Consider the following 24,386-nt stretch of genomic DNA (forward strand, 5'->3'; position numbering starts at 1 on the left):
GCCAACCGCTTTTCGCGGTCATTCTTGGGCGGCGGCGCTTTCGCATTCATGTCCGGAATCGACCCTGGCTCAATGCACCGCTAGGTTGGCGGCGGGGGATTTCATGACGCTGGAAGCTGCGCCGACGCAAGCCTTCGCCCACAGCGGCAAGCTGGGCAACGTGCTGAAGCTTGCCCTTAAGAACGCCGGCCTGACTCTGGCCACGCTCACCCTCTACCGCTTCTGGGCGCGCACGGCGATGCGCCGCCGGCTTTGGTCGCGCGTTTGGGTCATGGGCGACCCGCTGGAATATACGGGGTCGGCCTGGGAGCTCTTCCGCGGCTTTCTGATTTCGCTGCCCTGCTTCTTCCTGCCGGCGATCTTCATCTTTTACATCGCACCGTTGATGATGGATCCGGTTACGGCCGGCTGGCTTTCGTTTGGCTTCTACATCGTCGCCAACCCGCTGATCGCCGCCGCGCGTTACCTGATGCGTCGCTATCAGCTCTCCCGCACCCGCTGGCGCGGCATCCGTTTTGGCCTCGCCGGATCAGCCGCGCGCTACGCCTTCGCCTCGTTCGGCTGGACCATTCTGCAAACCTTGTCGCTCGGCTGGTACACCCCCGCGGCGCGCATGAACCGCGCCAAGCTGATGTGGGACAATGCGCGCTTCGGCGACCAGCCCTTCCAATTCATCGACGACGGCGAAAGCCCGCAGAAGGGCATGTGGTGGCCGTTCGCAATTGGATGGTTCGGCTCGCTGTTCGCGCTGTTCGTCTCGTATATGATTGTGTTCATGATCGCGCTGACGCTCGGCTTCGGCGATGCAATTGCACAAGCTGAAAACGGTGCTCCGCCCGAACAAGCTGCACTCTATTTTGGCGTCATCGGCCTTGCCTCGATCGCGCTTGCTCTGTTGCTGATGATCCTGGCTTGGGCGCCCTACAACGCCGCCGCCATGAACCGCATTGCTTCGCTCATAGAGCTGGACGGCGCACGCTTTAAGCTCAACGCCAAAACGTTCTCACTTTTCTGGGTCACGCTTGCGGGCTGGCTCATCACCATCTTCTCTCTGACATTGCTCGCGCCGGTCGCGGGCTTCTTGCAAGTGCGCTACGTGATCAATCGGCTCGAAGTGATCGGCGCGCCGAAATTCGCGGAAATCGGCCAAAGCATCGTGCCAGAGGGCGCTTCAGGCGAAGGCTTAGGTGACGCCTTCGATCTCGATATGGGGGTGGGCGTCGTATGATCCTTGCCCGTTACGCCGACGGCCGCGCCGCCATCACTTACGACGCAAGCGTCGAACTCGGCGCCGAGAGTCTGACCATCCAGGTAGGCGACCAAACCCACGTCTGGGCGTACGCCGAACTTCGCCGCGCCGATGACGGCTCCGGCCGCGTCATGCTCAAGCGCAAGCCAGATACGGGCGAGCGCCTGATGCTGCATCAAGAGTCCGAATTGCAGACGCATGTGCCGGACCTGTTTAAGCCGCGTGCGTTCGGCATTGAGGGCTTGCCGGTGGTCGGCGGCCTTGTCGCTGCGGCTTGGACGCTCGCTGCGACCTTCCTCATTGGGGTGCCGCTCGCCGCGGCGCCGCTTGCCGACGTGATCCCCGAACGTCAGCGCAATCAGATCGCAGACATCTCCTGGTCACAGGTCAATGCCTTCACCAACTATTGCGACGACAGCGACGAGGCCGCACGAATTTTGAACGATGTCGCCTATCGCATGATGGAAGCGTCCAATGTGCCGCGCCGCGACGATATTTGGATCACCATCGTCGATGCGCCGTTCCCTAACGCGTTCGCGCTGCCAGACCATTCCATCATCGTCACCGACGACTTGATCGCCATGGCCGAGAGTCCCGATGAGGTGACGGGCGTACTCGCACACGAGATCGCGCACATCGAGCACAACCACGTCATGAAGAACATCATCCGCAACGTCGGCGCGGGCGTGTTCTTCGATATCGTCTTCGGCGGCGCCGGCGCGGGTCAGGCCATCGCCATCGCCTCAGTGAACTTGACCGGCCTCCAGTACAGCCGTGACGACGAGACCGACGCCGACGAACGCGGCTTCGATTATATGGACGCCGCCCAGATCGACACTGGCGGCGTCGCCCGCCTGTTCGCGCGCCTCAATGAAATGACCGAGGAACAGGGCGGCGACATCCCCACGCTGCTGTCCAGCCACCCCGCCACCGCCGAGCGCGCCGCGGCGGCGCGCGCCCGCTCAAGGCCCAATCTCGCCCCCTCGATCAGCGACGCAGACTGGCGCATCGTCCGCGCAGCCTGCGGCGGCGGCGAAACCGAGGTGGAGGCAACGCCAACCGCCCCCGAAACCACCTCACCAGCGGCGCCGCCGGATGCCTCAGCACCGCCGCTGGAAGGCGGGCCGGGCAAGCCGGAAGCGATCCCGGCCCCCAAGGCCCTAGCGCCGCGCACCGGCGGGCTTCCCTCTCCGAGCCGGGCAAGCTAGAAGCGCCGCTTCCTGGGAATCGCCGCGGTAGCTCAGTGGTAGAGCGCACCCTTGGTAAGGGTGAGGTCGAGAGTTCAATCCTCTCCCGTGGCACCAGTCCACCCAAGCAAATTGAGCAACTTAGCCGCCCGTCAGCTTCGACAGCGCGGCCTGATAGTTCGCCAGTTGGGTCTGCAGATAGGCGGGCGGCGCTTGACCCAGCGCCGCCTGACGGCGTGCTTCGAGCGCTTTCTCTTCCTCCGTCTGCGCTTTGGCGTTCGGATTAAGCAGCGCCTCGTAAGCTTGCCGCACGATCGATATGGCCGCGGAAATCTCAGCCTTCGTCTTGGCGATGTTTTCCTTGGTATCGAGTTTGAGTTCGGCCTCGATCAGACCCAGACCATAGGTCTTCAGCGCGCCCCTGCCGGCCGCCTCGTTGTTCGCGACAATGCCCTGGATCAACCCCAGCGCCGGCAGCGCATTACGATCATCGCGCCCCGCATCGATACGCACCGCTTTGTTGCTGCTCGGCGTAATCTCGATGCGCTCGACGCCTTTGTCCCTGACGATAGTCGCCTTGCCTGCGCCCGAGATGGCGCGATTGATGGACGCCGCAAGCGAGGCGAGCGTGTCCTTGTCGGTGACCTTGATCGTGGTGAGGCGGCGCCCATCGACGCCGATCTGAAACTCATCGCCGACACGCAGGCCGCTGCGGTTTACCAGCAGACTGGAATCATTGGCCGCAACCACGCCTTTCGGCAATCCCAGCACATCGAGCGCCGACGCACCGCTCGTATCAACGGCCAGACCCGTCAACGTCAGCTGCCCGCCAGCGGACGCGAATGAGCGCATCCAGGACACTTCGCCACTATCGCTCAAGCGCGAGATGAAGCTGCTCGCCCCCTTCGAAGAACCTTGGCCCGCGATAAGCCCGCCCGTGGAGCCCGCCGCGTATACATCGCCGTTCACAATCGTGATGCTCTTCACGGCGTCGTCTTGCGAAGATCCAAGATAGCTTGCGCGATCCAACGCGGTCGACACCAAATCGCTATCTAATCGTGCGACGAATCCTTCTTTGCCTGCCACAGCCGCGCGCCCGGTTGCGCCCAGAGTCAAACGGTCCGCGCCAATTTGGCCGCCGACATAGAGAGAGGCGCCATCCGCCGCGAGCGAATTGATCGCGCCCTCAAAGAAATAGCCGATGTCGCGTGTGGCGCCCGTCGTCAGCCCACCGTTCGCCGAATAAGTGAAGCTGCGCACCACGCCGCGATTGTTTTCAACGCCGCCGGTGAAAATCTCGATCCCGCTCGCGCCATTGTCGCGCACGAGCAGCGCCGTCGCCGCATCCGCGCCGCCGCTACCGAATTGGCGCGTGAACGTCTCGACGCCATTTGCAGTGTAGCCGCGTACATAAGCGTCCATGCCGCCCAGCGCGATCGCCCCCGTGAGCGCCGACGATGTTTGCCCAACGACCACGACGCTGCCGTCCTCGGCAAACGCGATGTCGTTGACCTGATCGTCGCTCGCGGCGCCCCGACGCGCCGTCCATAGTTCTTTGCCGCCCGCGTCAAACACGGTGACGAACGAATCCTCGCCGCCCTTGGCGCTGGCGCCTGAGAGCCCGCCCTCAACCGAGCCCGCGACCGCCACTTTGCCATCCGCCGAAACGGCCAACGCAAAGCCGTTTGCTTCATCCGCCGCGCCTAGCATTTGCGTGTAGAGCAGCTTGCCCGCGGAATCGTATTTCATGAGGGCGACATCGCGCGCGCCGCGCACCGCCGCGTTGGCGGAATCTTCCTTAAGGTCGGCCAGCACATAAACAGCGCCGTCGGGACCGACTTCGACGTCGCGCGCTGTCGCCACTTTCGCGACGCCGCCGACGTTCACGTCGAACGCCCGTCCCGGAAACCACGCCGATGCATTGGCTGTCGGCGCCGTAAACGTGGAGGACCCCGGCGCCGTTTCCGTGACCGTGGCGCCGCGCGAGGCGCGATCGAATACGCGAGCCGCACCCACCGGATTGTCCACATAAGAAACGGAATCGATGGGATCGAGCGTCACAGTATGGACATCGCCGCCAAGACCGATGCCGCTTACGCCGCGTACGCTGTGCGAGGCGCCGGTCACGACGCGCAATCCAGCGCCGCCGCCCGACAGCGCTGTCGCCGCCACGCCGGCGTCATAACCTTGCGCCGCCAACGCTTCGTTCAAGCGTAACGCCGCGCTCTCCAAAGTGCGCGGATCGCCGGGCTCAAGCGTAGCGCTGATCGTGCGCTGGCCCCAAATCGTGTTGAGCGTGATCGACACCGTGTCATCACTCAACAACGCCGTCACATCATCGCTCACGCCGGTCGCGGCCTGCGAAGAGGTAAAGCTGCGCTCGGCTGTGAACGCGCCGCCCAGCCCCAGGCTCGGCGCCTGCGCTCCAAGCGCCAGCGCATCACCGTTTACGCTCACCGAAAGCAGCCGCTGCCCGGAGCCTTCCGCAATCTGCCATGTGCTGAGATCGCCGCCGGGGGCGGCCATGTACACGCCCGCCTCGTTCAGCGCCGCGTTTAGGCGATCTTGCAACACGGCGTTCCACTCGCCGGGCCCAACATCCGGATTATCGAGGCGCTCCTGCGCGCTCACCGATACGGCGACGGTTTTCTGCCCTGTCGGCGTGCTGACCAAGATCTGAATGTCGAGCGCGCCTGCGTGCGTTTGCAGGGGAGAGGCCGCGGCATTGTAGGTGCGTATCGAAGTGGAGAAGAGTTGCCCCGGCCCGCTGACAGGCAACCCGCCATTCGCCCACGCGCCCGGCGCCCGGAGCAGCGTGTCGTTATCCTCTCCGTTCAGCACCGCGCTGACGCCAATCACGTCATGCAGCGCATCCACGCGGAAATCGAACGCGCCGCCATTCTCATCGAGATAGGCCGCCGCCGCGATGCCCTTGGCTTGCAGCTGCGTGTTTAGCCTCTGCATCAGCACTTCGGCGGTGATGCCGTCTTCGCCGCCGTCGATGACGATCGAATGCGTCGTCGTCGATGTCGTGAATACGAATGTCTGATTGTCGACGAATAAGTCCGTGCTCGCGGCGACGCCATTGGCGCCATAACGGCGCGCGAATACGCCATCGTTTAAGCCGCCGATCGCGCCCGGATTGGGCGTCGTGTTGAACACGACCGCTTTGCCGCCGATATTCAAGCCCGAAACGCGCACGCCGTCCGCCGAGAACACAGACAGGCCATATTGCCCGCTGTCCTCCCATACGTCGACGCCAGCGGCGACGCCTTGTTCGTGCAGCAATTGTGTCAGCCGCTCGGCGACATCATTGAGCATCGCCTCATTGGCGCCTTCGCCTGCCAACGTACGCCACGCCTCTTGGTCGCCGGTGCGCCACGCGGTGCTCACCGAAAGCACACGCCCGTCGCCCATATCGAGCTTCAGCACCGCTTCGCCGGCCTTGTTCAGCAGATCCTCGTAGGAGGTCGTGACGCCGTCATCGTCCGACACCAGCGCATTGCTGCGCTGTTCGACCGCGCCCGCTTGCGCAGGTCCATTGACGCCGTACCAACCCGTCGCAATCCAGGAGCCAATGGGATCGTCAGTCGCATTCGGACGCATCAGCCACACCGGCTGACCTGCGGCCCCGCCCACATCCTCAAGCTTGATAAGCCGCGCACCATTGCTGGTCGTTCCAAGCGCATAGAAAGAGGGGTCAGCATCGACGGGCTTGAACTCGACCTTCTCGCTCGCACGCACATCGACCTTCAGCGCATATTGTTTCGGGCCGGTGTAGCGGCTCTCGATCGCTTTGCCGCCGAGCATGATCGTGCTCGTCTTCGGCGTCTGATCGACGGTTTCGATCCGCGAGGAAGCGCCTGCGGCGGAGAGCTTTTGATTGATGAAGCTCACGACGTTGCCGAGCGTGCGGGTCACCGATCCCATCTGCGAAAGATCAATCGTGACGTTGCGCACCGTCCCGGCGGCGGAGGTCGCAACGATCTCGAACTTTGCGTTTGCGTCCAGGCCAGAGAGCCTTTCGTAAAGCCCACCGCGATGGATGATCCCCGTCGTGTAGTCCTCTGATTTTATCGGCAGCGCCAAAGTCGTCTGCGCGCTATCCACGCGATCACCCTGCGCGAGGCGCATGTCGGAGAATTGCTGCTGGCGGAAGAAGGTTTCCAACTCGGTCATGCCGCGCCCAAAGGCGGCGACCGTCTGATTGATCTGAGCGGCCGAAAGCTCCTCATCGCCAGCACGCGTCGCAAGCGCATTGAGCGTCGACAGCCCTGAGTACAGCGCAAACAGTTTCTGGTAATCGCCGGTCGCGCCGAGATCGCTATAGAGCTTGGCGCTGGTATCGAAGAACGCCTTGTTGGTCAGCGCCCGCTGCACCAACACTTCGGCGCTGGGCGAGATGCCGGGCTGCCAGACCGGCGCCAACGGCGCGTCAGGATCCTGCGTCGAGGTCTGCGTGTTGACGCCTATGCCAGCCTTGGCCTGCGCCCAAGCGGCGAGCAAATCAGCGCTCACCCCCGACGTACCCGTCGAGGACGTGCCGCCAAACAAGGCGCTGACCATGCCGGAGCTGACAGAATTGACCAAGGCGGACTCCGCGAAGCCTCTAGCTTCGCAGAGCGTCGTAAACGGGGCGTTCGTACCCGATGGTTAACGGCTGCTAAAAAACCCGGACAGCATTGGCTCGTCCAGCAGCTTTGGCCAGAGTTGGATGCCCTGCCAAATCGATAGGCCAATCACCAAGACCGCGGCCGCCCCGAGCAGCAGACGCGCCGGCGCGATCTTCGTCACGTATCCGGCCAGCGGGGCCGCCACCAAGCCTCCCAGCACCAACCCCCCGAGCGCGGCCAGCGCCTGGCCAATTCCGCCCTCGATGACCATTCGTCCTGTCACCATCGCCCAAACGAAAGTCGCGGATATCGCAACCGTAACGAAAAACTCAGCCGTGTTGACCGAACCGATCGCGTAGCGCGGCGCATGTCCTCGCCCAAGCAAGGTCGTGGTAACGATTGGCCCCCAACCGCCGCCGCCGCTAGCGTCGAGAAAACCGCCAACCACACCAAGCGGAATCACATGGTTCAAATGCGGCGGCTCCTCTCGCGGCCCGCGCACAGCGCGAAACAGCAGGAAAAGCCCCAATATTCCGAGATAGGCGACCACAAACGCCTTGATGAACGTGGGATCGAAACCAGTCAGCAAATAGGCGCCTATCACGCCGCCGACGATGCCGGCAGGCGCCAACCGCAAAAGCAATCGCCAATCGACATTCCGGTGCAGCAAGTGCGACGTGCCCGAAGCGCCCGTCGTGAAGCACTCTGCGGCATGGATGGTGGCGGACACCTGTGCTGGCGGCACGCCAAATGCCAGCAGCACGCTGGAGGAGATCACGCCATACGCCATGCCCACCGCCCCATCGACCAGCTGGGCAAAAAACCCGACCAGCAGGAAGAGGCCAAACGTCGCCAGAAGCGCCGGCCAGAGTTCGGACGGAATTTCCAAAAAGCACCCTCAAGCAGCTCGCGCTGGATCATAGCCCTTCGCAGCCTAATGCGGCCAGATCAGGGAGGTTCCCGTTGACTGATGACGTGGACGTCAGGTTCAATCCGCCGCACTCAATCCGAGGTCAGCCTCAACGCGCGAGACCCAGGCGCGGACCGCCGGATACTGGCTCATGTCGAAGCCCCCGCGATGGGCCACCCGGGTGTAGGCCACCAGCGCCACATCCGCCAGAGTCAGATCCTGGCCGACCAGATAGCTCGTCTGCGTCAGTTGCAGCTCAAGCCGCGCCAACGCCGCATGGCCCTTCGTCAGCAACGCCGGATCGAGCTCCGCATCGCTCATACCGAGATAGTGTTTGCGGGCGATGCGCACGGCAATGGTTGGCTCGTGGCTGTACTGCTCCCAGAACATCCACTCAAACATCTTAGCGCGCGCGAAGGCGTCGCCGGGCACAAGGCGACTCCCATCGGCCAAGTGCAACATGATCGCATTCGACTGCGCGAGCACGCGCCCATCCGCGTAGACGATAACCGGAGCCTGGCCCGCGGGATTGAGTTTCAGAAATTCAGGCGTGCGCGTTTCACCATTGAACGTGTTCACCTCCACCCAGCGAAAGGGAATCTTGAGCTTGTCGGCCACCCATTTCGGCTTCAGCGAATTGCCGCTCGATGAACTGCCGTACAGCGTAAATGCATCAGACATGCGCACTCCCTCCGCCTGTGATGCCCTGACCGCGCACACATAGGGCCGCATCCCGCCCTGCGCGAGCGCACGGACGGGATGCGGCAAACAAAAAGGGCTGTGTGGGTTTCTTCCCACACAGCCCTTCTCAACTCTTGCCCCGGACTAGCGTCCAGACGCCGTACGCGCGGCGCGGAATTCCGCGTTCTCGCGCCATTGCGGCCAGTCTTCGCCATCGGCGAGGCGACGGCCAATCGCGTAGAGCAATTCGAGATCCTGAGCGCCGCCGCTCATATCCCAATCCGCCGTCACTTCGTCCGACGGCTTATGATAATTGTTGGCGGTGTATGCCTCGTTGACCGCACGGCCCCGCGCGACGCCGCCATCGACCATGTCGATGCCATTCGACGTGTAGAGCACTGGAATGCCCAATTGGGCAAAGTGCAGGTGATCCGAGCGATAGAAATAACCCGCTTCCGGCGCTGAATCGGGCTCCACGCGACGGCCCTGAGCGCGAGCGGCCTCGACGATAAGGTCATCCATCTCGCTCTTGCCGAAGCCGACCACTTCGATGTCGTGCGTCAGGCCGGCATTGTTGATGCCGTCCATATTGATCGCAGCCACAGTGTCACGCGCCGGAAAGATTGGGTTCTGCATGTAATAGAGCGCGCCCAACAGACCCTGTTCCTCCGCGGTCAATCCAATGAACGCCACCGAACGCTCCGGCGCGCCTTCGGCATGGAAGCGCCGCGCCAATTCAATCAACGCCGCCGTGCCGGTCGCGTTGTCGAGCGCACCGTTGCAGATATCGTCGCCATTGATCGGCGGGCAGCGACCCAAATGATCCCAATGCGCGGAATAGAGGATGGTCTCGTTCGGACGCTGCGACCCAGGCAGAACGCCCACGACATTCGCGGTCGTCCGGGTTTCAATCTGCGTCTCGAGCCGCAGTGAACCCGTCAAATTCATCGGCACGGCGCGGAATCCCCGCGTCTGCGCCCGAGCCTTAAGCTGATTGAAATCAAGCCGGGCGCGGCTGAAAGTTTCCATCGCGACGTCATTCGTGATCCAGCCTTCAAAGCCCGCACGATTGGCCCCGCCGTCGGCGCGCACGATGTCCCAGCGCGCGCTGCCGGTTGAGCTTTGAATCACCGCCCATGGATACGACGCCGGCGCGGTCTCATGGATGATGATGGCGCCTGCCGCACCTTGACGACCCGCTTCTTCGAATTTGTACGTCCAACGGCCATAATAGGTCATGGCGCGTCCGCCAAAGCCGCGATCGTCGCCGGTTTCAAAATCCGGATCATTGATCAGCATGACAACGATCTTGCCGCGGACATCGACTCCTTCGTAATCGTTCCAGCCGAGCTCAGGCGCATTGATGCCATAGCCGACAAAGACCAGTTCGGCGTTTTCGATGTTGACGACGGGCTCGACGCGACGCGTCCACGCTGAGAATTGTGTCGCATAGGCGTAGGCGCGAGCCCCATCGCGACCGCTGAGAGTCAGAGTCGGCGTATTGGTCAGCGTCGCGGCGCTCAATTGCGTTTCCTGAACCCAGGACCGTGTGCCGTCCGGCAACGTCACGCCGGGCTGCAGCCCTGCCGCCGCGAATGCACGAGAGAGGTAGTCCACCGTCAGGCGCTCCCCGTTCGTGCCGGGCGCTCGACCCTCAAACGCGTCCGACGCCAGCGTGCGTGTGTGCTCCAGAAGCGCCTCCGCCGAAAGTGGCGGCGCTGCGAACGCGGCGGCGTTCGGCGGCGGCGGCAGGTTCTCGGTGGTTTGGCTCGCGCTGGCGCAGGCGGCCAACGCAAACGCGGCCGCAAGTGCGACGTGGCGTAGTTTCATAAGCATTCCCCCAACTCGGATTGGGCGGCAATTTAGGCCGCACACCCCGCGAGGGAAGCCAAAAAGTGACGAAGCGCTTGGACTACCGCCAGTTCTTGAACACAGCCGCGAGAGCGAAAGGCGCCACAATCAAAAGAAAAACCAGCAAGCCGAGCTTGCTGGTCGTGGAATGAAATCGGCCCTGTCCGAACACTATCGCGTCTTGGTTCATCCCGACCATAAGCGCGCCAATCAGGGTCAGCAGAATTGCCAAGCCCAAGACGTACACGGCGCGGCGAATGATCATGCCTCAGCCCAGCCAGGGCGGCGTCGGCAAATCCTTTGAGCGCAGGAATTCGGGATTGAAGAGCTTACCCATGTAGCGATTACCATAGTCGCAAAGGATGGTGACGATCGTCTTCCCGGGCCCCAGCTTCTTGGCCAGCTCAATGGCGCCTAACACATTGAGCGCCGACGAGCCGCCAACGCTCAAACCTTCATCCTGCACGAGGCTATACAATACGGGCAGCCAATCCTTGTCCTCGATACGGAACGCCTCATCCACAACGACGTCTTCGAGGTTCGCCGTGATGCGACCTTGGCCAATGCCTTCGGTGATCGACGTGCCTTCGGCCTTCAGCGTTCCGTGCTTGTAGTAATGATAGAGCGCAGCGCCGCCCGGGTCGGCGAGACCGATAACCACGTCCTTGTTTTTGGCCTTCAGCCCCATGCTGACGCCGCCTAACGTGCCGCCAGAACCGACGGCGCAAATGAAGCCGTCGACTTTGCCCTGCGTATCGTTCCAGATCTCCGGCGCTGTCGTATCGATGTGGCCCTGGCGATTGGCGATATTGTCGAATTGATTGGCCCAGATCGCGCCGTTCGGCTCGCTCTTCGCCTTTTCCTCGGCAATGCGGCGCGCAACTTTCGGATAATGGTTTTCGTTGGCCGCCGGCACCGCGTCGACTTCGACAAGCTCGGCGCCCAGCGCGCGCACAGCGTCCTTCTTCTCTTGGCTCTGCGTGCGCGGCATCACCACGATGGTGCGATAGCCGCGCGCGCCGCCGACGAGCGCCAACCCGATTCCGGTATTCCCTGCCGTACCTTCAACGATCACGCCGCCCGGCTTAAGTAAGCCTTTCGCTTCCGCATCCTTCACGATGGCTAGAGCAGCTCGATCCTTCACGGATTGTCCCGGATTTAGGAACTCGGCTTTACCTAAGATCGTACACCCGGTCTGCTCTGAAGCCCGCTTCAACTTGATCAGCGGCGTATTGCCAATCGCATCGAGAACCGAACCGTGGATCGTCATAGAGGGCTCCTGCCGCGTGGGCGCGCCGAACATGTGGCGCGTTTTCGGCGTTCCTCCAAGTCCTCTGTCACTTAAGCAAAACTAAAGTGTCACGCCCGTCGATCACTCGTCGTCGATCAGGATACGATGCGCCGCCCCATCGAGATCCTCGTATTGCCCCGAACGCAGGCTCCAGAAGAACGCGCCGAGCCCAATGGCGCCCATCAGCACGGCCGCGGGAATCAGAAAAATCATGATGCCCATGATCGGCCCTCCATCTGCAGGCGTAGCGCGTTGAGCGTCACCACTAGAGATGATCCCGACATCGCCAGCGCCGCGATCAGCGGCGTCAGCAAGCCCGCCGCCGCCATCGGCGCCGCGATGAGATTATAGAGCGCCGAAAATTGCAGGTTCTCAAGCGCCCGCTTGCGCGCGGCCTTCGCTACGTCAATCGCCTCCACCAGCGGGAGCAACCCCGCGCCTTGAATCACGATGTCCGACGCCGCTTGGCTCGCTTCCAGCGCCGTGCCGGGCGAGGCCGAAGCATGCGCCGCCGCGAGCGCGGCGGCGTCGTTCAGACCGTCGCCGACCATCAACGGCCTTTTGCCTTGCGCGCGGAGCGTGTTGAGGCGCGCGACCTTATCTCCCGGCGCGGCGCCGCCAGCCCAGGCGCCAATCCCTGCCGCGCGCGCCGCGTTTTCCACTGCGAGAGGCCGATCGCCCGAGATCAGTTCAATCCCAATACCACGCTTCTTCAGCGCCGCGATTGTCTCCGCTGCGTCAGAGCGCAACGCGTCGACAAAGGCGAACCGGGTCGGCGCTTCGTCCCCGCGCGCAAACCACAATTCTGCGCTGCCGTCGGCCACGTCCTGCGCCTGCGGCGCAGCGAACGAGCGTCGCCCCAAACGGGCCAACACGCCGTCCATCTCTGCTTCAATGCCTTCGCCGGGAATCTCGCGCACCGCCTTCGCCGCGGCGCCAGGCCCAGCTGCTTCCACCAATGCGCGTGAGAGCGGATGCCGTGACGTACGCGCCAGCGCCGCGGCCGCCTGTAGCGTGTGCACGTCCACCAAGCTTGTTAGGCGCGGCTTGCCCAATGTGAGCGTGCCCGTCTTATCGAACACAACCACATCGACTTGCGCCAAGCGCTCGAGCGCATCCCCCGACTTTACGAGTACGCCACGCTTAAACAGGCGCCCCGTCGCCACAACCTGCACGGCCGGCACCGCCAGCCCCAGGGCGCAGGGGCAAGTAATGATCAGCACCGCCACCGCATTCATCAATGCGATCCGAAGGCCGACATCGGCTGCTTCGACGCCGAACAGCCGCAACAGGGCGGGGCCGAAGAGCCAGCCGAGGAAGGTCAGCGCCGCAAGCGAGTGCACAACCGGCACATAAAGCTGCGCCGCCTTATCCGCGAGACGGACGAACTTTGCCCGGCTCTGCTCACCGGTTTCGATCAACCGCGACAGTTCGGCCACGGTTGAGTCCTGCACACGCGCTGTGGCGCGCATCACCAGCCGTTGCGTCAGGTTGATCGTACCGGAATATATCGCGCTCCCCGGACGCCCGGCCTGCGGCAGCGTCTCGCCCGTCAGCATCGAGCAATCCAGCTCAGAGACGCCTTCTTCGATGACACCGTCCACCGGGGCGCGGTCGCCCGCCGCCAATTGTAACCGATCGCCGACCTTGATTTCGCGCGCGGCGATTGCCGAGACGTGCCCGTTTGCGTCGATACGCGACGCAGAGACTGATTGCAGCGCCAGGAGATCTCGCGCGGCTGTACGCGCCCGCTCACGCAATCTGTGATCGAGATAGCGCCCGATCAACAGGAAGAACAGCAGCATTGTGATGCCGTCGAAATAGGCGTGCTCACCCTGCTGCAAGGTCTCCGAAACAGAAATCCCGATCGTCAGAAATACGGCGAGCGAGATCGGCACATCCATATTGGCGCGGCGCGCGCGCAATGCGGTCCAAGCGGACTTGAAAAAGGGCTGGGCGGCATACAGCGAGGCCGGAATGGCGATGATGGCGGACACCCAATGCAGCAAAGTGCGTGTGCCTTCGCCCATTTCGCCATGGCCCGACCAGACGGGCACCGAGAACATCATGATGTTCATGGCGGCAAAGCCCGCGACGGCGAGATAACGCAACAGCTTGCGCCCCTCTTCATCGGTCTGTTGCCGGGCTGCCTCCGGATCAAACGCGGCGGCGGCATAGCCTAGTTTCGCCAGCGCTTCCGTAACCTCGCCAGCGCGCAGCACGCCCGGCGCCCAGGCGACGCTCAACCGTCCGGTCGAAAGATTCAGGCGCGCGTCCTCGACGCCTGGCATCGCCAACAGCCCACCCTCGATCTTCTTGATGCAGCCAGCGCACTTGGCGCCCTGCACCATGAGTTCAAGCGATTCACGTCCCTGCTTGTCGGTACGCACGAACGCGGCCGGATCGGCGCGGTTCTCGCCCTCCGTGGGCGGCGCCAATCCAGAGGGGCAGCCGGTTTGGCTTAACGCTGGTTCGCCCATGTCAGCTCCGCTTCGAAATCAAGAGCCCCACTGTCGCGCTCGGCGCGCGCGCGCAGACGCCACCGGCCCGGATGCAAGTCCGCGAGCGGAGCGACGTAGCGCCCACCGCCCACGGACTCAAATGCCGCCGTACGATCAAACGAATCCGTCGTCGGCCATTGAAGCTCTCCAGCCACACTGGCGCCCTCGATGGCCGCCCCGTTGCGATCGCGCAGGGTGACCTCCAGCAACGCCCCGTCCGCACTCGGCGCCAATCTCGCTGTCGCCTGCCAGCCAAGTGCGGCCTGCATCCGACGCTCTTCCAGAGTGTTATTGTATTGAATGCCTTGAAGATACGAACGCCGTACGTCCTCGCCAGGGAAAGACTGCACAGCCACTACGGCGAAGACGACGTTCACGGCGATCACCGCGCCGAAGAAGGCCAGCATCATCAGCAAGACGTGCCAACCACGCACTCTGAAGGTCGTTACCGTGCTCATGGAGCGGCTCCCGCTAGAAACGCCGACTTGCTTGTCGCGACATCGCCGCTGTCCAGATCGCGAATCGTAAAGGTGAGATCGTGCGATCCTTCACCAACTGTGTTGGGCACAACGACGTGCATGCGAACATTCGTAACGCTATCGGCGTGCGCGGTCGCCACAAACCGTCCACCGTCTTGTAACGACGACGACTGCAAACGGGCGCCCTCTAGGCCGCTCACCTCAATAACCAAGCGGCGCTCCTCGTTGGTCATATTGATAAGTTTCAAAGCGTAGTCATTACGGAACGAGCCGTCCGCCAGACGCACAAACGGCGGGCTGCGATCGCGGATGACGTTGAGATCAAGCGTCTGGCGCGTTGCAAGACCATAGATCATGAGCAAGCCGACCAAGGCGAACAGTGCGCCATAAAGCATGGTGCGCGGCCGTATCAGTCTGATCCGCGCCTCCTTGCCCTGCGCGCGGCGGGTCTCGTTTGCGTAGCTGTCGTACGCGATCAGGCCTGTGGGGCGCCCGACCTTGCGCATAATGTCGTCACACGCGTCGATACAGAGCCCGCAATTGATGCACTCCAATTGATCGCCATCGCGAATGTCGATGCCTTGCGGACACACTGCGACGCATTGGCGACAATCGATGCAATCCCCACGGCCTTCCCAGCTTTCACCCTTCTTGTGCGGGCCACGCGGTTCGCCGCGATCGACGCGATAAGTGACGCTGAGGGCGTCCTTATCCATCATCGCCGCCTGGATTCGCGGCCAAGGGCACATATAGGTGCAGACCTGCTCACGCATCGTCCCGGCAAGCGCATACGTAGTGAAGGTCAGCAGACCGATCGAAATGTAAGCGGTGACGTCGGCACGGCCCGCGAAGATGTCGAAAAACAACGTCGGCGCATCAGCGAAATAGAATACCCACGCCCCGCCCGTCGCGGCCGCGATCAGCAGCCAAATGGCGTGCTTGGAAACCTTCTTGGCCGCCTTCTCCACGGACATAGGCGCCTTGTCGAGCCGCATCCGCGCATTGCGGTCGCCCTCGATCATGCGCTCCACATAAATGTAGAGGTCGGTCCAAACTGTTTGCGGGCACGCATAGCCGCACCAGACACGGCCAAACAGAGCTGAAGAGAGGAAGATGCCGAAAGCGGCCAGGATCAGCAGGCCGGTGATATAATAGACCTCCTGCGGCCAGAGTTCGATGAAGAAGAAATAGAAGCGTCGCCCTTCGAAATCGACCAACACGGCTTGGTCGGGCCGGCCAACGCCGCGATCCCACCGGAGCCACGGCGTGATGTAATAGATCGCCAGCAGGACGACCATCGCCGCCCATTTCAGGTTCCGGAAGAACCCGTGCGCGAGCTTCGGATAGATCTGCTCGCGCTTTTTGTAGAGAGCGCGCGCCTCTTTCGAGTTGACTGCACGCGCGTCAATGGCGTGCTCGCCGTTCTGGCGCTTGTCGATCAGCGTTACTTTGGTCATCGGCGGAGGCTCTCCCAACCTCCGCCCCCTCCCGAAGGAGGGGGCTTTGGGTCGTACTCTTAACGTAGCGGCGTATTCGCCGGCGCGTTTTGAGTTGGCGCAGGCGCTGCTGCATCCGTTGTCGCAGGCGCCGGCGGCGGCGCATCCGGCTCACCACCACCCATTTCATGAACATAATAGGCCAGCGCACGGATGGTGCCCGGATCGAACCGGGCTTCCCACGACGGCATCACGCCGCCGCGGCCAAGCTCGATCTGACGCCGGATCTCTTCGCGCGAGCCTCCATAGAGCCACACGTCATCATTGAGACTTGGCGCGCCGAACGCACGGTCGCCCGCGCCCGAAGCGCCATGACAGGCGGCGCATTGCTCTTGAAAGATCACCGCGCCGCGCGCGGCCGCGGCTGCGCTCGCTTCAAGTCGGCTATTCGCCGCCGAGATCGCGATCACATGCTCCGTGACATCGCCGATCTGGGCCGGCGTCAACAAGCCGTCACGGCCGTAGGCGGGCATCTGCGACACCCGTGTCTCCGGATGCTCCGCGCGAATGCCGACCCGCAACGTGTGCTCAATCTCAGCCATCGAGCCGCCCCAAATCCAGACGTCGTCGGCCAACACCGGATAGCCCGGCGCGCCGGCGCCGCCGGCGCCGTGACAGGTCCGGCAATAGTCGCCGAACACCGATTCACCAGCCGCGCGGGCGAATTCCTGCAGTTCGGGATCGGCTGCGATCTCCGATACGCTGGCATTCGCCAAGCGCTCGAACATCGGCGTACGCGCCGAACGCAAATTCTGCACATCCGACGCCACATTCACCCGATCCGAGAACCCGAGCGTCCCACGGGTATAGCTGTTGACCAGCGGCCAAGCGGGCATCAACACCCAATACACGACAGAGAAAACGATCGTGGCGTAGAAGATATACAGCCACCACCGTGGCAGCGGCGTATCCAGCTCCTTGATGCCATCCCATTCGTGGCCAGTGGTTTCGGTGCCGCTGACCTCGTCGCGTTCGCGTTTATCGGCCATCGTCGTCCCCGTCATTTAGCGGCGCATGTGCTGCGCGGTTGAATTTTTCGCGATTGCTGGGCCAGAGCGCGTAGATGACGGCGATGGCGAAGCACACCGTGAGCAGCGTAAGGCCCCAGGTTTGCGCGAAATGCGTGGCTTGCTCGTAGGTCATGGCGATCACCTCTGATTCTCAGGCGCTTCGGCCTGATAGGTGCTGAAATCCACGCCCGTGCCGAGCATCTGCAGGTAAGCGATCAGCGCATCCATCTCAGTCACCTGTGATGGATTGCCGTCGAAATCGCGCACGGCCGCCGTCGGATAGCGCTCTTGGAAGTCAAACGCATGCTCGCCCATCGGCTCGGCTTGCGCGCGCGCATCAATCGCCGCGTTCGCCAATTGCTCATCCGTGTACGGCACATTGAGCATCCGATTGGTGCGGACGTGATCCGTCATCAACGATGCGTTCAGCTCCGCATTCGCCAGGAACGCGTAAGGCGGCATCACCGATTCCGGCACGACCGAGCGCGGATCGACCAAGTGGGCGCGGTGCCACTCATCCGAGTAGCGACCGCCAACACGAGCGAGGTCTGGCCCCGTGCGTTTCGAGCCCCATTGGAACGGGTGGTCGTACATGCTCTCCGCCGCGAGCGAATAATGCCCGTAGCGTTCCACCTCATCGCGCAGCGGACGCACCATCTGCGAATGGCAGGTGTAGCAACCCTCGCGGATGTAGATTTGCCGTCCCGCCAGTTCGAGCGGCGTGTAGGGACGGACGCCCTGCACGCGCTCGATCGTGCTCTCGATGAAAAAGAGCGGTGTGATCTGCACGAGGCCGCCTATCGAAACGACGACGAGAATGCCGACCAGCAGAATGAGCGTGTGGCGCTCAAACCATTTGTGAAAGTTCCACATAAGCGCGCCCCCTTATTCAGCCGCCACGGCTTGCGCCGGGACGTCAGCGGCGCGTTCGTGCGCGGGTTCTTTGCCCGTCGCCGTACGCCACAGATTGTAGGCCATGATCAGCGCGCCAGTGAGGAACAGCAGCCCCCCGAGCGCACGGATGATGTAATATGGATGCATCGCTTCGACGCTCTCGACGAACGAATATTCGAGGAAGCCGAACTCGTTATACGCGCGCCACATCAAGCCCTGCATGATGCCCGCAACCCACATCGAGGTGATGTAGAGCACGATGCCGATGGTCGAGAGCCAGAAATGCCACTCGACGAGCGCATGGCTGACTTGACGCTTCTTCCAAAGCCATGGCGTCAGGCAATAGAGCGCGCCGAAGCTAACGAAGCCGACCCAACCGAGCGCGCCCGAATGCACGTGACCGATGGTCCAGTCCGTATAGTGCGAGAGCGAATTGACGGCGCGGATCGACATGACCGGGCCTTCAAACGTCGACATGCCGTAGAACGCGACCGACACAACAAGCATCCGCAGCACCGGATCTGTGCGCAGCTTGTCCCACGCGCCCGAGAGCGTCATGAGGCCGTTGATCATGCCGCCCCAACTGGGCATCCACAGCATGAGCGAAAAGGTCATGCCCAAGGTCTGCGCCCATTGCGGCAACGCCGTGTAGTGCAGATGGTGCGGGCCCGCCCAGATATAGAGGAAGATCAGCGCCCAGAAGTGGATGATCGACAGCCGGTACGAATAGACCGGACGATCCGCCTGCTTTGGGATGAAGTAATACATGATGCCGAGGAAGCCGGCCGTGAGGAAGAAGCCCACCGCGTTGTGGCCGTACCACCATTGCGTCAGCGCATCCTGCACGCCCGAGAACGCCGAATAGCTGAACCAGCCGCTCAAGCTCACAGGGATCGCCAGATTGTTGACGATGTGCAGCATCGCGATCGTGACGATGAACGCCAGATAGAACCAGTTCGCGACGTAGATGTGCTGCTCTTGTCGCTTCCAGATCGTGCCCAGGAATACGAGCAGGTACGCAACCCACACAATCGTGAGCCAGATATCCGTATACCAAGGCAGCTCCGCATATTCGCGACCTTGGGTGATCCCGAGCAGATAACCGGTGCCCGCAAGCAGGATCACGAGCTGAAAGCCCCAGAACACGAACCAGGGCCACAAGCCGCCGGCCAGGCGCGCGCGGCAGGTGCGTTGCACGACATAGAAGGACGTCGCAATCAGCACGTTACCGCCAAACGCGAAGATCACCGCGTTGGTATGCAACGGCCGCAGGCGGCCAAAGTTCAGCCAGCCGAAATCTTCGAAATAGAGCAGGTTTGGGAACGCGAGCTGCGCGGCGATGATCACGCCGACCAGGAATCCCGCAATGCCCCAAAACATGGAGGCGATCACGCCCGCCTTGATCACGCCATTCTCATAGCGCGACGTACTGTCGGCTTGGCTGGGATTGCTCACCGCGCCGACAAGCATGACGCCGCCCGCGACGAAGGCGCCCAGCGCCGTCCACATCTGAATAGCGAACGCACGGTCTGTCGCGTGCGCCGCCCCCCAAAGGGCGTAGAACGCCCCCAACACAACAATTGCCAGGATGGCGACGGTATCAACCCGCCATTCCTGCTTGCCTACTGCAGCTGTCATTCGCCGCTCCCCAGGTCGGCGCGGAGCGCGCCGTAGAAAGGAATCGCTTTTCAGCGCTATCCTACACAGCACGCCGGTAGCAGTGGCCCTGCGCGGCAAACTTGATTTGGCTCAACGGACGCTGCGCTGCAGCACGCTAAAGGCAACATGTCGCGGGAGATCGTAGATGAGTCTCGACATGAAACGGGTTGGCGCAGCGTCCATGTTGGCTAGCGCCGGGGCGCTTTGGCCCACGGCCTTTTGTGCGGTCACGGACGCCATGCTGACACCCTACCAGCGCGCCCTTAGCGCCGCGTGGTGCGGCGCGGGCGACCCCGCGGTTGAATTCCTCGGCCATTGCCCAGCTTGCTGGGCGGGCGCGGCGGCGTTCCTGATCGCCGCCGCAATGATGCTTGCGCCTAGCCGCCAGCCTCGTCGGCAAGCCGCAATCTAACCAACGCCTCAGCACCTTCCTCACGCGGCAGCAATTCCAACGACCGGCCATTACGCACATAGCGCGTGATAGACGGCAGTACGCCCAAGAACCGCGCCTCATCCGTCGCTGCTGCGTCGCTCGGGCATTCGCCAGCCTCCTCGGTCACCGGACCGAAGGCCAAGGTGGCGCCGAACTCGGTGATGGTTGAGGTAAAGTCATTGCAACCGGTGAACCCGCTCACCGCACTCGTGGCCGGATCAATCTCCAGCCAGAGGTAAATGCCTTCGCCGAGCGATGCGCCCGCCACTTGCTGCACCTCCCAGCGTCCACCCAACTCACTCGTCTGCTGCGGCTGCGCGCAGGCAGCCAGTGCGACAACAACCGCCGCCATCAACCAGCGTTTCATGTTTCCCTCCTCGGTGCTCGCGGCGCCGCGATCAGCGGCATCGTCGTAAAAACAATCAAGGTGGCGAGATAGATGAGGCCGGGCGGTGTCGTGAAATACGCCACTTGTTCGCTCAACGTCATGCCACGTAGGCCAAAGCCGACGGCCAGATCGGCGGTCTGCTGCAGCGCTAAGGCCACGACGCCCATGACCAAGCGCCGCCACCACCCATGCTCGAGCTTCACCCATGCGGGCGCCCACCGGGCGCCAAGCCACATTGCGCCGATGAGGAACGGCGTTTCGCACAATACGGCCAGCGTCCGCCCCAGCCAGGGCTCCAGCCACAGCACGCGTATCGGTCCCAAGAAGAAGCCAACCGCGAACACGATCAGGAAATAAATCGCCGCCGCGCTCAGCACGCGCCGCCAGCCGCCCGGAGAGACCGGCGCGTTACTCATTGCGCCGTATAACCGCCGTCGATCACCAGTTCAGCGCCCGTCACAAACTTGGATTCATCCGAAGCGAGATAGAGCACGCCATAAGCGATATCGTTGGGCTCACCCAGATGGTTGACCGGATGCAGGCTCGCCACATAGGCCTTCGCAGCCGCTGGATCGGGCTCCTTTGCAAGATGTTGCTCCACCATGGGCGTCCAAATGTAGCCGGGATGGATCGAGTTCACCCGGATATTGAGACCGGATTTGGCGCAATACAGCGCGGCGGACTTGGTGAAGATTCGTACGCCGCCTTTGCTCGCATTGTAAGCAGCTAGGTTGGCGTCGCCGATCAATCCCTCAATCGACGAAAGGTTGATGATCGAACCACCCGTCGGCTTCATCGCCGCGATCGCGCGCTTCGTACCCAGGAACACGCCGTCGAGATTGATCGACATGAGCCAGCGCCAATCCTCTAGACTCGTGTGCTCGACATCGCCGCCCAACGCCACGCCTGCGTTATTCACCAAGATTTGCAGACCGCCGAAGCGCTCGACCGTTGCGGTCACGACGCGGTCCCACTCCGCCTCCTTGGCGACATCATGATGCAAGAACATAGCCTCGCCGCCGGCGTCCACGATCTCGTCCGCCACCTGGGCGCCTTCTCGGTCCTTGATGTCGGTGACGATGACCTTAGCGCCTTCGCGCGCCAACATCAGGGCTGTCGCGCGTCCAAGCCCCAAGCCGCCTCCGGTTACGAGGGCGATCTTTCCCGCAACACGTCCCATGTCGGCCTCCCTAATGCGCCATCAGCACCGGCAACGGCGAACCGAGCAACAACTCACGCGTCACGCCGCCGAAAACGAACTCACTGGCGCGCGAACGCCCGTATGCGCCCATCACCATCACTTCGGCGCCAAATCCCTCCGCCTCGTCGAGCAAGGCGCGCGCCTCCGTGCGCCCCATGCTGTCGAGGTTGCGCACCTCGACTTGGACGCCATGTCGCGCCAGATAGGCGGCGAGCTCACGCCCTGGCGCCTGGCCGTGCCCAGAACGGCTTGGCAGCGCATCAACCGTCGCCACCGCGACGGCTTCCGCGCGCTGCAGCAAAGGCAACGCTGCGCTCACGGCGCGCATGGATTGCGCCTTGGCGTTCCAACCAATCAAGGCGCGCTTCCAGGCCCTAGGTTTTCTCGGCGCGCTCGGCACAAGCAAAAGCGGCCGACCGGCTTCGAAGAGCACATGCTCGATCAACGCGCGTCTGGCATGCGCGTGCGTCTCCGCCCGGGCCATCACCACGAGATCCGTCACGCGCGCGTGCGCTAGAACTTCATTTTGGTCGACCGCCGCCTCGATGGTCAGGTCCCGCACCTCGAAATTGTGAACCGCCGCCTCAAGCCAATCCACGATCTTGGTCCGCTCCAACGCCGCGGCGTTGCGGGTCCCACGCGCGACGTCAGCCAGCACTTCCGAGAATGGCCGCTCTTGGTCCGCAAACGCGGAGGCGACATGGACTGCAACGATCAGCGCCGTCGCACGCGTCTCGAACGCATGCGCAATCTCGGCGGCTGCTGTGAGCGCGCTCTCATCCGCTTCAAGCGTTATAACCGGCGCCAGAATGTCCTTGTAAGCCAACTGCGCCTCCTAATGGGCGAGCAGGAGATGCGGCGCCTGTTCCGCTTGAACCAGGCTACGCGTGGTGCCGCCCAACACCATCTCATAAAGCCGCGGTCGCCCATAAGCGCCGGACACTAGAAGATCGCACTTTTCAGCGCGCGCCGCATCCAACAACGACGGCGCGACGCGCGCGCCGCGAATGTCGCGCGCGATTACGCCCTTTACGCCATGGCGCCCGAGATATTCCGCGAGCGTTTCCGAGCTCACGCCACCTTCATCAAGCCCCGCGTCCTCGGTGTTGCGCAGCACAAGGACACCGGAGGCCAAGCGCAACAAAGGCAGGGCGGCGCGCACCGCGCGTCCAGCTTGCGCGCTGCCGTCCCAAGCGATAGCCGCCGTCGCGAATCCCTCCGCGGCCCCGTTCACCACCAGGCACGGCGCGCGCGTCGCGATCAACGTCTCCGCGAACACGCCGTTCAGCGCGCCGCGCGCCGCGGCGCCATGGAAGGCGGTGAGGTCGGCCAACACCGCCGCGTTGGCGACCGCAATCGCCGGCAGCAGGTCACGCCGCGCTACGCTCACGTCGGCTTTCCGCGCGGACGCGACCGCCCTTGCGAGCGCCTCGATCTTGTCCTGCTTCTCGCGCTCGGCGGCAGTGACCCGCTCCACCGCAACCTCAGGCAAGCTCGTGCCCAGCGTAGCGCCGTAATAAATGAGATCAGCGGCGGGGTCGGGGAATGCAGGGATCACGCGCACGCGCCCCTGACTCCGCGCGGCCAGAGCTGAAGCCACGCCCAGCAATTCCTCATCCTCTGGCAGGCCCGCAGCAACGGCAACGATCGACTTGAGCATCGGAGGCTCCCTTCAGCGTTCACCATGGCGAGAACCGCGGACCGGGCGTTGCGTGCGATCAATTCGCGCAGCGACGACTTGGGTTAGCCGTCCAGTATGACCAACGTTCTCGTCATCGACGGCCACCCTGACAAAGGCCCGACGCTCTGTCACGCCCTGGCGGAGGCCTATGTGGAAGGCGCGCGCCAAGCTGGACACGAAACTCGACTTATTCGTCTCGCCGACGCGAACTTCCCGTTGCTGCGCCGCGCTGCGGACTTCACCACGCCACCCGACGATCCAACCATCCAAGAGGCGCGCAGCGACATCCTTTGGGCGTCGCACGTCGTTTTCGTTTTTCCGCTTTGGCTCGGCGGCGCCCCATCGCTCCTGCGTGGATTTCTGGAACAATGCGCTCGGGGTCAGTTCTTTGCGGAAATGTCTCCTACTGGTCCGCGGGGCAGGCTTAAGGGCAAGTCCGCCCGCATGATCGTGACCATGGGCGCGCCTTCGTTGTTCTATCGACTCGTCTATGGCGCATTCGGACTGCGTGCGATCGCCCGCAGCGTGCTTGGCTTCGCGGGCCTCAACCCTGTTCGCTCAACCTTGTTCGGCGCGATCGAAGGTCCGCAGGAAGCCCAGAAGCGGCGGATCGCGCGCGTCCGGGACCTCGGGGTGTCGGCCGCCTAAGAGTCGCCCCGCAGCAACGCCATGCGCACGAGATCGGACAGAGTCCGTGCTTGCATCTTGTCCATGACGTTAGCGCGATAGATTTCCACCGTGCGCGGGCTGATGCCAAGGCGAATAGCGGCTGCCTTGTTGGAATCGCCCGCGACAACGGCCTCAAACACATCGCGCTCGCGCGGCGTGAGCTGCGCCAAACGTGTCTCGATTTCGGCTCTTT

At 63.0% G+C, this 24,386-nt stretch carries 23 protein-coding genes and 1 tRNA gene; 4 read left to right on the forward strand and 20 right to left on the reverse strand.

Annotation, left to right across the window (positions count from 1 at the left end; translation table 11 throughout):
* The first annotated feature begins 103 nt into the window (after positions 1–103).
* The 3 genes from VF769_RS09110 to VF769_RS09120 all read left to right on the forward strand — a co-directional run bounded on the left by VF769_RS09110 (position 104) and on the right by VF769_RS09120 (position 2,553).
* Entirely contained in the window at positions 104–1,228 is a 1,125-nt protein-coding gene (locus VF769_RS09110) for a DUF898 family protein (protein ID WP_331008082.1), read from the forward strand.
* On the forward strand, positions 1,225–2,457 hold the full coding sequence (locus VF769_RS09115; protein ID WP_331008083.1) for a M48 family metallopeptidase: 1,233 nt from the start codon (positions 1,225–1,227) through the stop codon (positions 2,455–2,457). Before VF769_RS09110 ends, VF769_RS09115 begins: the two co-directional genes overlap by 4 nt.
* A 21-nt stretch (positions 2,458–2,478) precedes the next feature.
* Positions 2,479–2,553, forward strand: a tRNA-Thr gene (locus tag VF769_RS09120).
* Positions 2,554–2,577: 24 nt separating this feature from the next.
* Here VF769_RS09120 and VF769_RS09125 read toward each other — a convergent pair.
* The 19 genes from VF769_RS09125 to VF769_RS09215 all read right to left on the reverse strand — a co-directional run bounded on the left by VF769_RS09125 (position 2,578) and on the right by VF769_RS09215 (position 23,503).
* Complete coding sequence (locus tag VF769_RS09125) at positions 2,578–7,026, reverse strand: hypothetical protein (protein WP_331008084.1); 4,449 nt, start codon at positions 7,024–7,026, stop codon at positions 2,578–2,580.
* A 63-nt stretch (positions 7,027–7,089) separates the two neighbouring features.
* Positions 7,090–7,905, reverse strand: coding sequence for a sulfite exporter TauE/SafE family protein (locus tag VF769_RS09130; protein ID WP_414731773.1), 816 nt, complete (start codon positions 7,903–7,905; stop codon positions 7,090–7,092).
* 132 nt (positions 7,906–8,037) lie between these two features.
* A complete protein-coding gene (locus VF769_RS09135) occupies positions 8,038–8,640 on the reverse strand; it encodes a glutathione S-transferase family protein (protein ID WP_331008086.1) in 603 nt (200 codons plus the stop codon).
* Between the two features lie 144 nt (positions 8,641–8,784).
* Complete coding sequence (locus VF769_RS09140) at positions 8,785–10,470, reverse strand: M28 family metallopeptidase (RefSeq protein ID WP_331008087.1); 1,686 nt, start codon at positions 10,468–10,470, stop codon at positions 8,785–8,787.
* A gap of 82 nt (positions 10,471–10,552) precedes the next feature.
* Positions 10,553–10,756, reverse strand: coding sequence for a hypothetical protein (locus tag VF769_RS09145; protein WP_331008088.1), 204 nt, complete (start codon positions 10,754–10,756; stop codon positions 10,553–10,555).
* Between the two features lie 3 nt (positions 10,757–10,759).
* Positions 10,760–11,761 carry a cysteine synthase A gene (locus tag VF769_RS09150; RefSeq protein WP_331008089.1) on the reverse strand — a complete coding sequence of 334 codons (1,002 nt, stop codon included), beginning with the start codon at positions 11,759–11,761 and terminating at the stop codon, positions 10,760–10,762.
* A 102-nt stretch (positions 11,762–11,863) separates the two neighbouring features.
* Positions 11,864–12,004 carry a cbb3-type cytochrome oxidase assembly protein CcoS gene (gene ccoS / locus VF769_RS09155; protein WP_331008090.1) on the reverse strand — a complete coding sequence of 47 codons (141 nt, stop codon included), beginning with the start codon at positions 12,002–12,004 and terminating at the stop codon, positions 11,864–11,866.
* On the reverse strand, positions 11,992–14,262 hold the full coding sequence (locus tag VF769_RS09160) for a heavy metal translocating P-type ATPase (protein ID WP_331008091.1): 2,271 nt from the start codon (positions 14,260–14,262) through the stop codon (positions 11,992–11,994). Before VF769_RS09160 ends, ccoS begins: the two co-directional genes overlap by 13 nt.
* Positions 14,244–14,741 (reverse strand): FixH family protein, encoded by a 498-nt coding sequence (locus tag VF769_RS09165; RefSeq protein ID WP_331008092.1) that lies wholly within the window; start codon positions 14,739–14,741, stop codon positions 14,244–14,246. The genes VF769_RS09160 and VF769_RS09165 overlap by 19 nt, the downstream gene beginning before the upstream one ends.
* A complete protein-coding gene (gene ccoG, locus VF769_RS09170; protein ID WP_331008093.1) occupies positions 14,738–16,219 on the reverse strand; it encodes a cytochrome c oxidase accessory protein CcoG in 1,482 nt (493 codons plus the stop codon). The genes VF769_RS09165 and ccoG overlap by 4 nt, the downstream gene beginning before the upstream one ends.
* 59 nt (positions 16,220–16,278) lie before the next feature.
* A complete protein-coding gene (ccoP, locus tag VF769_RS09175) occupies positions 16,279–17,247 on the reverse strand; it encodes a cytochrome-c oxidase, cbb3-type subunit III (protein ID WP_331008094.1) in 969 nt (322 codons plus the stop codon).
* Positions 17,237–17,401 (reverse strand): cbb3-type cytochrome c oxidase subunit 3, encoded by a 165-nt coding sequence (locus VF769_RS09180; RefSeq protein ID WP_331008095.1) that lies wholly within the window; start codon positions 17,399–17,401, stop codon positions 17,237–17,239. The genes ccoP and VF769_RS09180 overlap by 11 nt, the downstream gene beginning before the upstream one ends.
* A 5-nt stretch (positions 17,402–17,406) precedes the next feature.
* Complete coding sequence (gene ccoO / locus VF769_RS09185) at positions 17,407–18,141, reverse strand: cytochrome-c oxidase, cbb3-type subunit II (protein WP_331008096.1); 735 nt, start codon at positions 18,139–18,141, stop codon at positions 17,407–17,409.
* Positions 18,142–18,153: 12 nt separating this feature from the next.
* A complete protein-coding gene (gene ccoN, locus VF769_RS09190; protein WP_414731774.1) occupies positions 18,154–19,632 on the reverse strand; it encodes a cytochrome-c oxidase, cbb3-type subunit I in 1,479 nt (492 codons plus the stop codon).
* A gap of 566 nt (positions 19,633–20,198) precedes the next feature.
* Positions 20,199–20,621 (reverse strand): META domain-containing protein, encoded by a 423-nt coding sequence (locus VF769_RS09195; RefSeq protein ID WP_331008098.1) that lies wholly within the window; start codon positions 20,619–20,621, stop codon positions 20,199–20,201.
* Entirely contained in the window at positions 20,618–21,058 is a 441-nt protein-coding gene (locus VF769_RS09200) for a hypothetical protein (protein WP_331008099.1), read from the reverse strand. Before VF769_RS09200 ends, VF769_RS09195 begins: the two co-directional genes overlap by 4 nt.
* Positions 21,055–21,822: a glucose 1-dehydrogenase gene (locus tag VF769_RS09205; RefSeq protein WP_331008100.1), complete on the reverse strand. Its 768-nt coding sequence runs from the start codon at positions 21,820–21,822 to the stop codon at positions 21,055–21,057. The genes VF769_RS09200 and VF769_RS09205 overlap by 4 nt, the downstream gene beginning before the upstream one ends.
* Before the next feature lie 10 nt (positions 21,823–21,832).
* Complete coding sequence (locus VF769_RS09210; protein WP_331008101.1) at positions 21,833–22,669, reverse strand: universal stress protein; 837 nt, start codon at positions 22,667–22,669, stop codon at positions 21,833–21,835.
* A gap of 9 nt (positions 22,670–22,678) precedes the next feature.
* Positions 22,679–23,503: a universal stress protein gene (locus tag VF769_RS09215; protein WP_331008102.1), complete on the reverse strand. Its 825-nt coding sequence runs from the start codon at positions 23,501–23,503 to the stop codon at positions 22,679–22,681.
* 96 nt (positions 23,504–23,599) lie between these two features.
* Between VF769_RS09215 and VF769_RS09220 the strand changes: the two genes are divergently transcribed.
* A complete protein-coding gene (locus tag VF769_RS09220; protein WP_331008103.1) occupies positions 23,600–24,172 on the forward strand; it encodes an NAD(P)H-dependent oxidoreductase in 573 nt (190 codons plus the stop codon).
* Here the strand turns inward: VF769_RS09220 and VF769_RS09225 are convergent.
* Positions 24,169–24,386: response regulator transcription factor (locus tag VF769_RS09225; protein WP_331008104.1), on the reverse strand; the 218-nt coding region annotated here is incomplete at its 5' end. The two genes, VF769_RS09220 and VF769_RS09225, sit on opposite strands and share 4 nt — an antisense overlap.

It is taken from the genome of Vitreimonas sp. (genome assembly GCF_036392335.1).
GTDB lineage: Bacteria > Pseudomonadota > Alphaproteobacteria > Caulobacterales > Aquidulcibacteraceae > Vitreimonas.

Excerpts from the sequence above, each read along its gene's own strand:
- VF769_RS09110 (WP_331008082.1), top strand. The coding sequence starts at position 104 with ATGACGCTGGAAGCTGCGCCGACGCAAGCCTTCGCCCACAGCGGCAAG.
- VF769_RS09115 (WP_331008083.1), top strand. The coding sequence starts at position 1,225 with ATGATCCTTGCCCGTTACGCCGACGGCCGCGCCGCCATCACTTACGAC.
- VF769_RS09135 (WP_331008086.1), bottom strand. The coding sequence starts at position 8,640 with ATGTCTGATGCATTTACGCTGTACGGCAGTTCATCGAGCGGCAATTCG.
- VF769_RS09140 (WP_331008087.1), bottom strand. The coding sequence starts at position 10,470 with ATGAAACTACGCCACGTCGCACTTGCGGCCGCGTTTGCGTTGGCCGCC.
- VF769_RS09145 (WP_331008088.1), bottom strand. The coding sequence starts at position 10,756 with ATGATCATTCGCCGCGCCGTGTACGTCTTGGGCTTGGCAATTCTGCTG.
- VF769_RS09150 (WP_331008089.1), bottom strand. The coding sequence starts at position 11,761 with ATGACGATCCACGGTTCGGTTCTCGATGCGATTGGCAATACGCCGCTG.
- ccoS (WP_331008090.1), bottom strand. The coding sequence starts at position 12,004 with ATGGGCATCATGATTTTTCTGATTCCCGCGGCCGTGCTGATGGGCGCC.
- VF769_RS09160 (WP_331008091.1), bottom strand. The coding sequence starts at position 14,262 with ATGGGCGAACCAGCGTTAAGCCAAACCGGCTGCCCCTCTGGATTGGCG.
- VF769_RS09165 (WP_331008092.1), bottom strand. The coding sequence starts at position 14,741 with ATGAGCACGGTAACGACCTTCAGAGTGCGTGGTTGGCACGTCTTGCTG.
- ccoG (WP_331008093.1), bottom strand. The coding sequence starts at position 16,219 with ATGACCAAAGTAACGCTGATCGACAAGCGCCAGAACGGCGAGCACGCC.
- ccoP (WP_331008094.1), bottom strand. The coding sequence starts at position 17,247 with ATGGCCGATAAACGCGAACGCGACGAGGTCAGCGGCACCGAAACCACT.
- VF769_RS09180 (WP_331008095.1), bottom strand. The coding sequence starts at position 17,401 with ATGACCTACGAGCAAGCCACGCATTTCGCGCAAACCTGGGGCCTTACG.
- ccoO (WP_331008096.1), bottom strand. The coding sequence starts at position 18,141 with ATGTGGAACTTTCACAAATGGTTTGAGCGCCACACGCTCATTCTGCTG.
- ccoN (WP_414731774.1), bottom strand. The coding sequence starts at position 19,632 with ATGCTTGTCGGCGCGGTGAGCAATCCCAGCCAAGCCGACAGTACGTCG.
- VF769_RS09195 (WP_331008098.1), bottom strand. The coding sequence starts at position 20,621 with ATGAAACGCTGGTTGATGGCGGCGGTTGTTGTCGCACTGGCTGCCTGC.
- VF769_RS09200 (WP_331008099.1), bottom strand. The coding sequence starts at position 21,058 with ATGAGTAACGCGCCGGTCTCTCCGGGCGGCTGGCGGCGCGTGCTGAGC.
- VF769_RS09205 (WP_331008100.1), bottom strand. The coding sequence starts at position 21,822 with ATGGGACGTGTTGCGGGAAAGATCGCCCTCGTAACCGGAGGCGGCTTG.
- VF769_RS09215 (WP_331008102.1), bottom strand. The coding sequence starts at position 23,503 with ATGCTCAAGTCGATCGTTGCCGTTGCTGCGGGCCTGCCAGAGGATGAG.
- VF769_RS09220 (WP_331008103.1), top strand. The coding sequence starts at position 23,600 with ATGACCAACGTTCTCGTCATCGACGGCCACCCTGACAAAGGCCCGACG.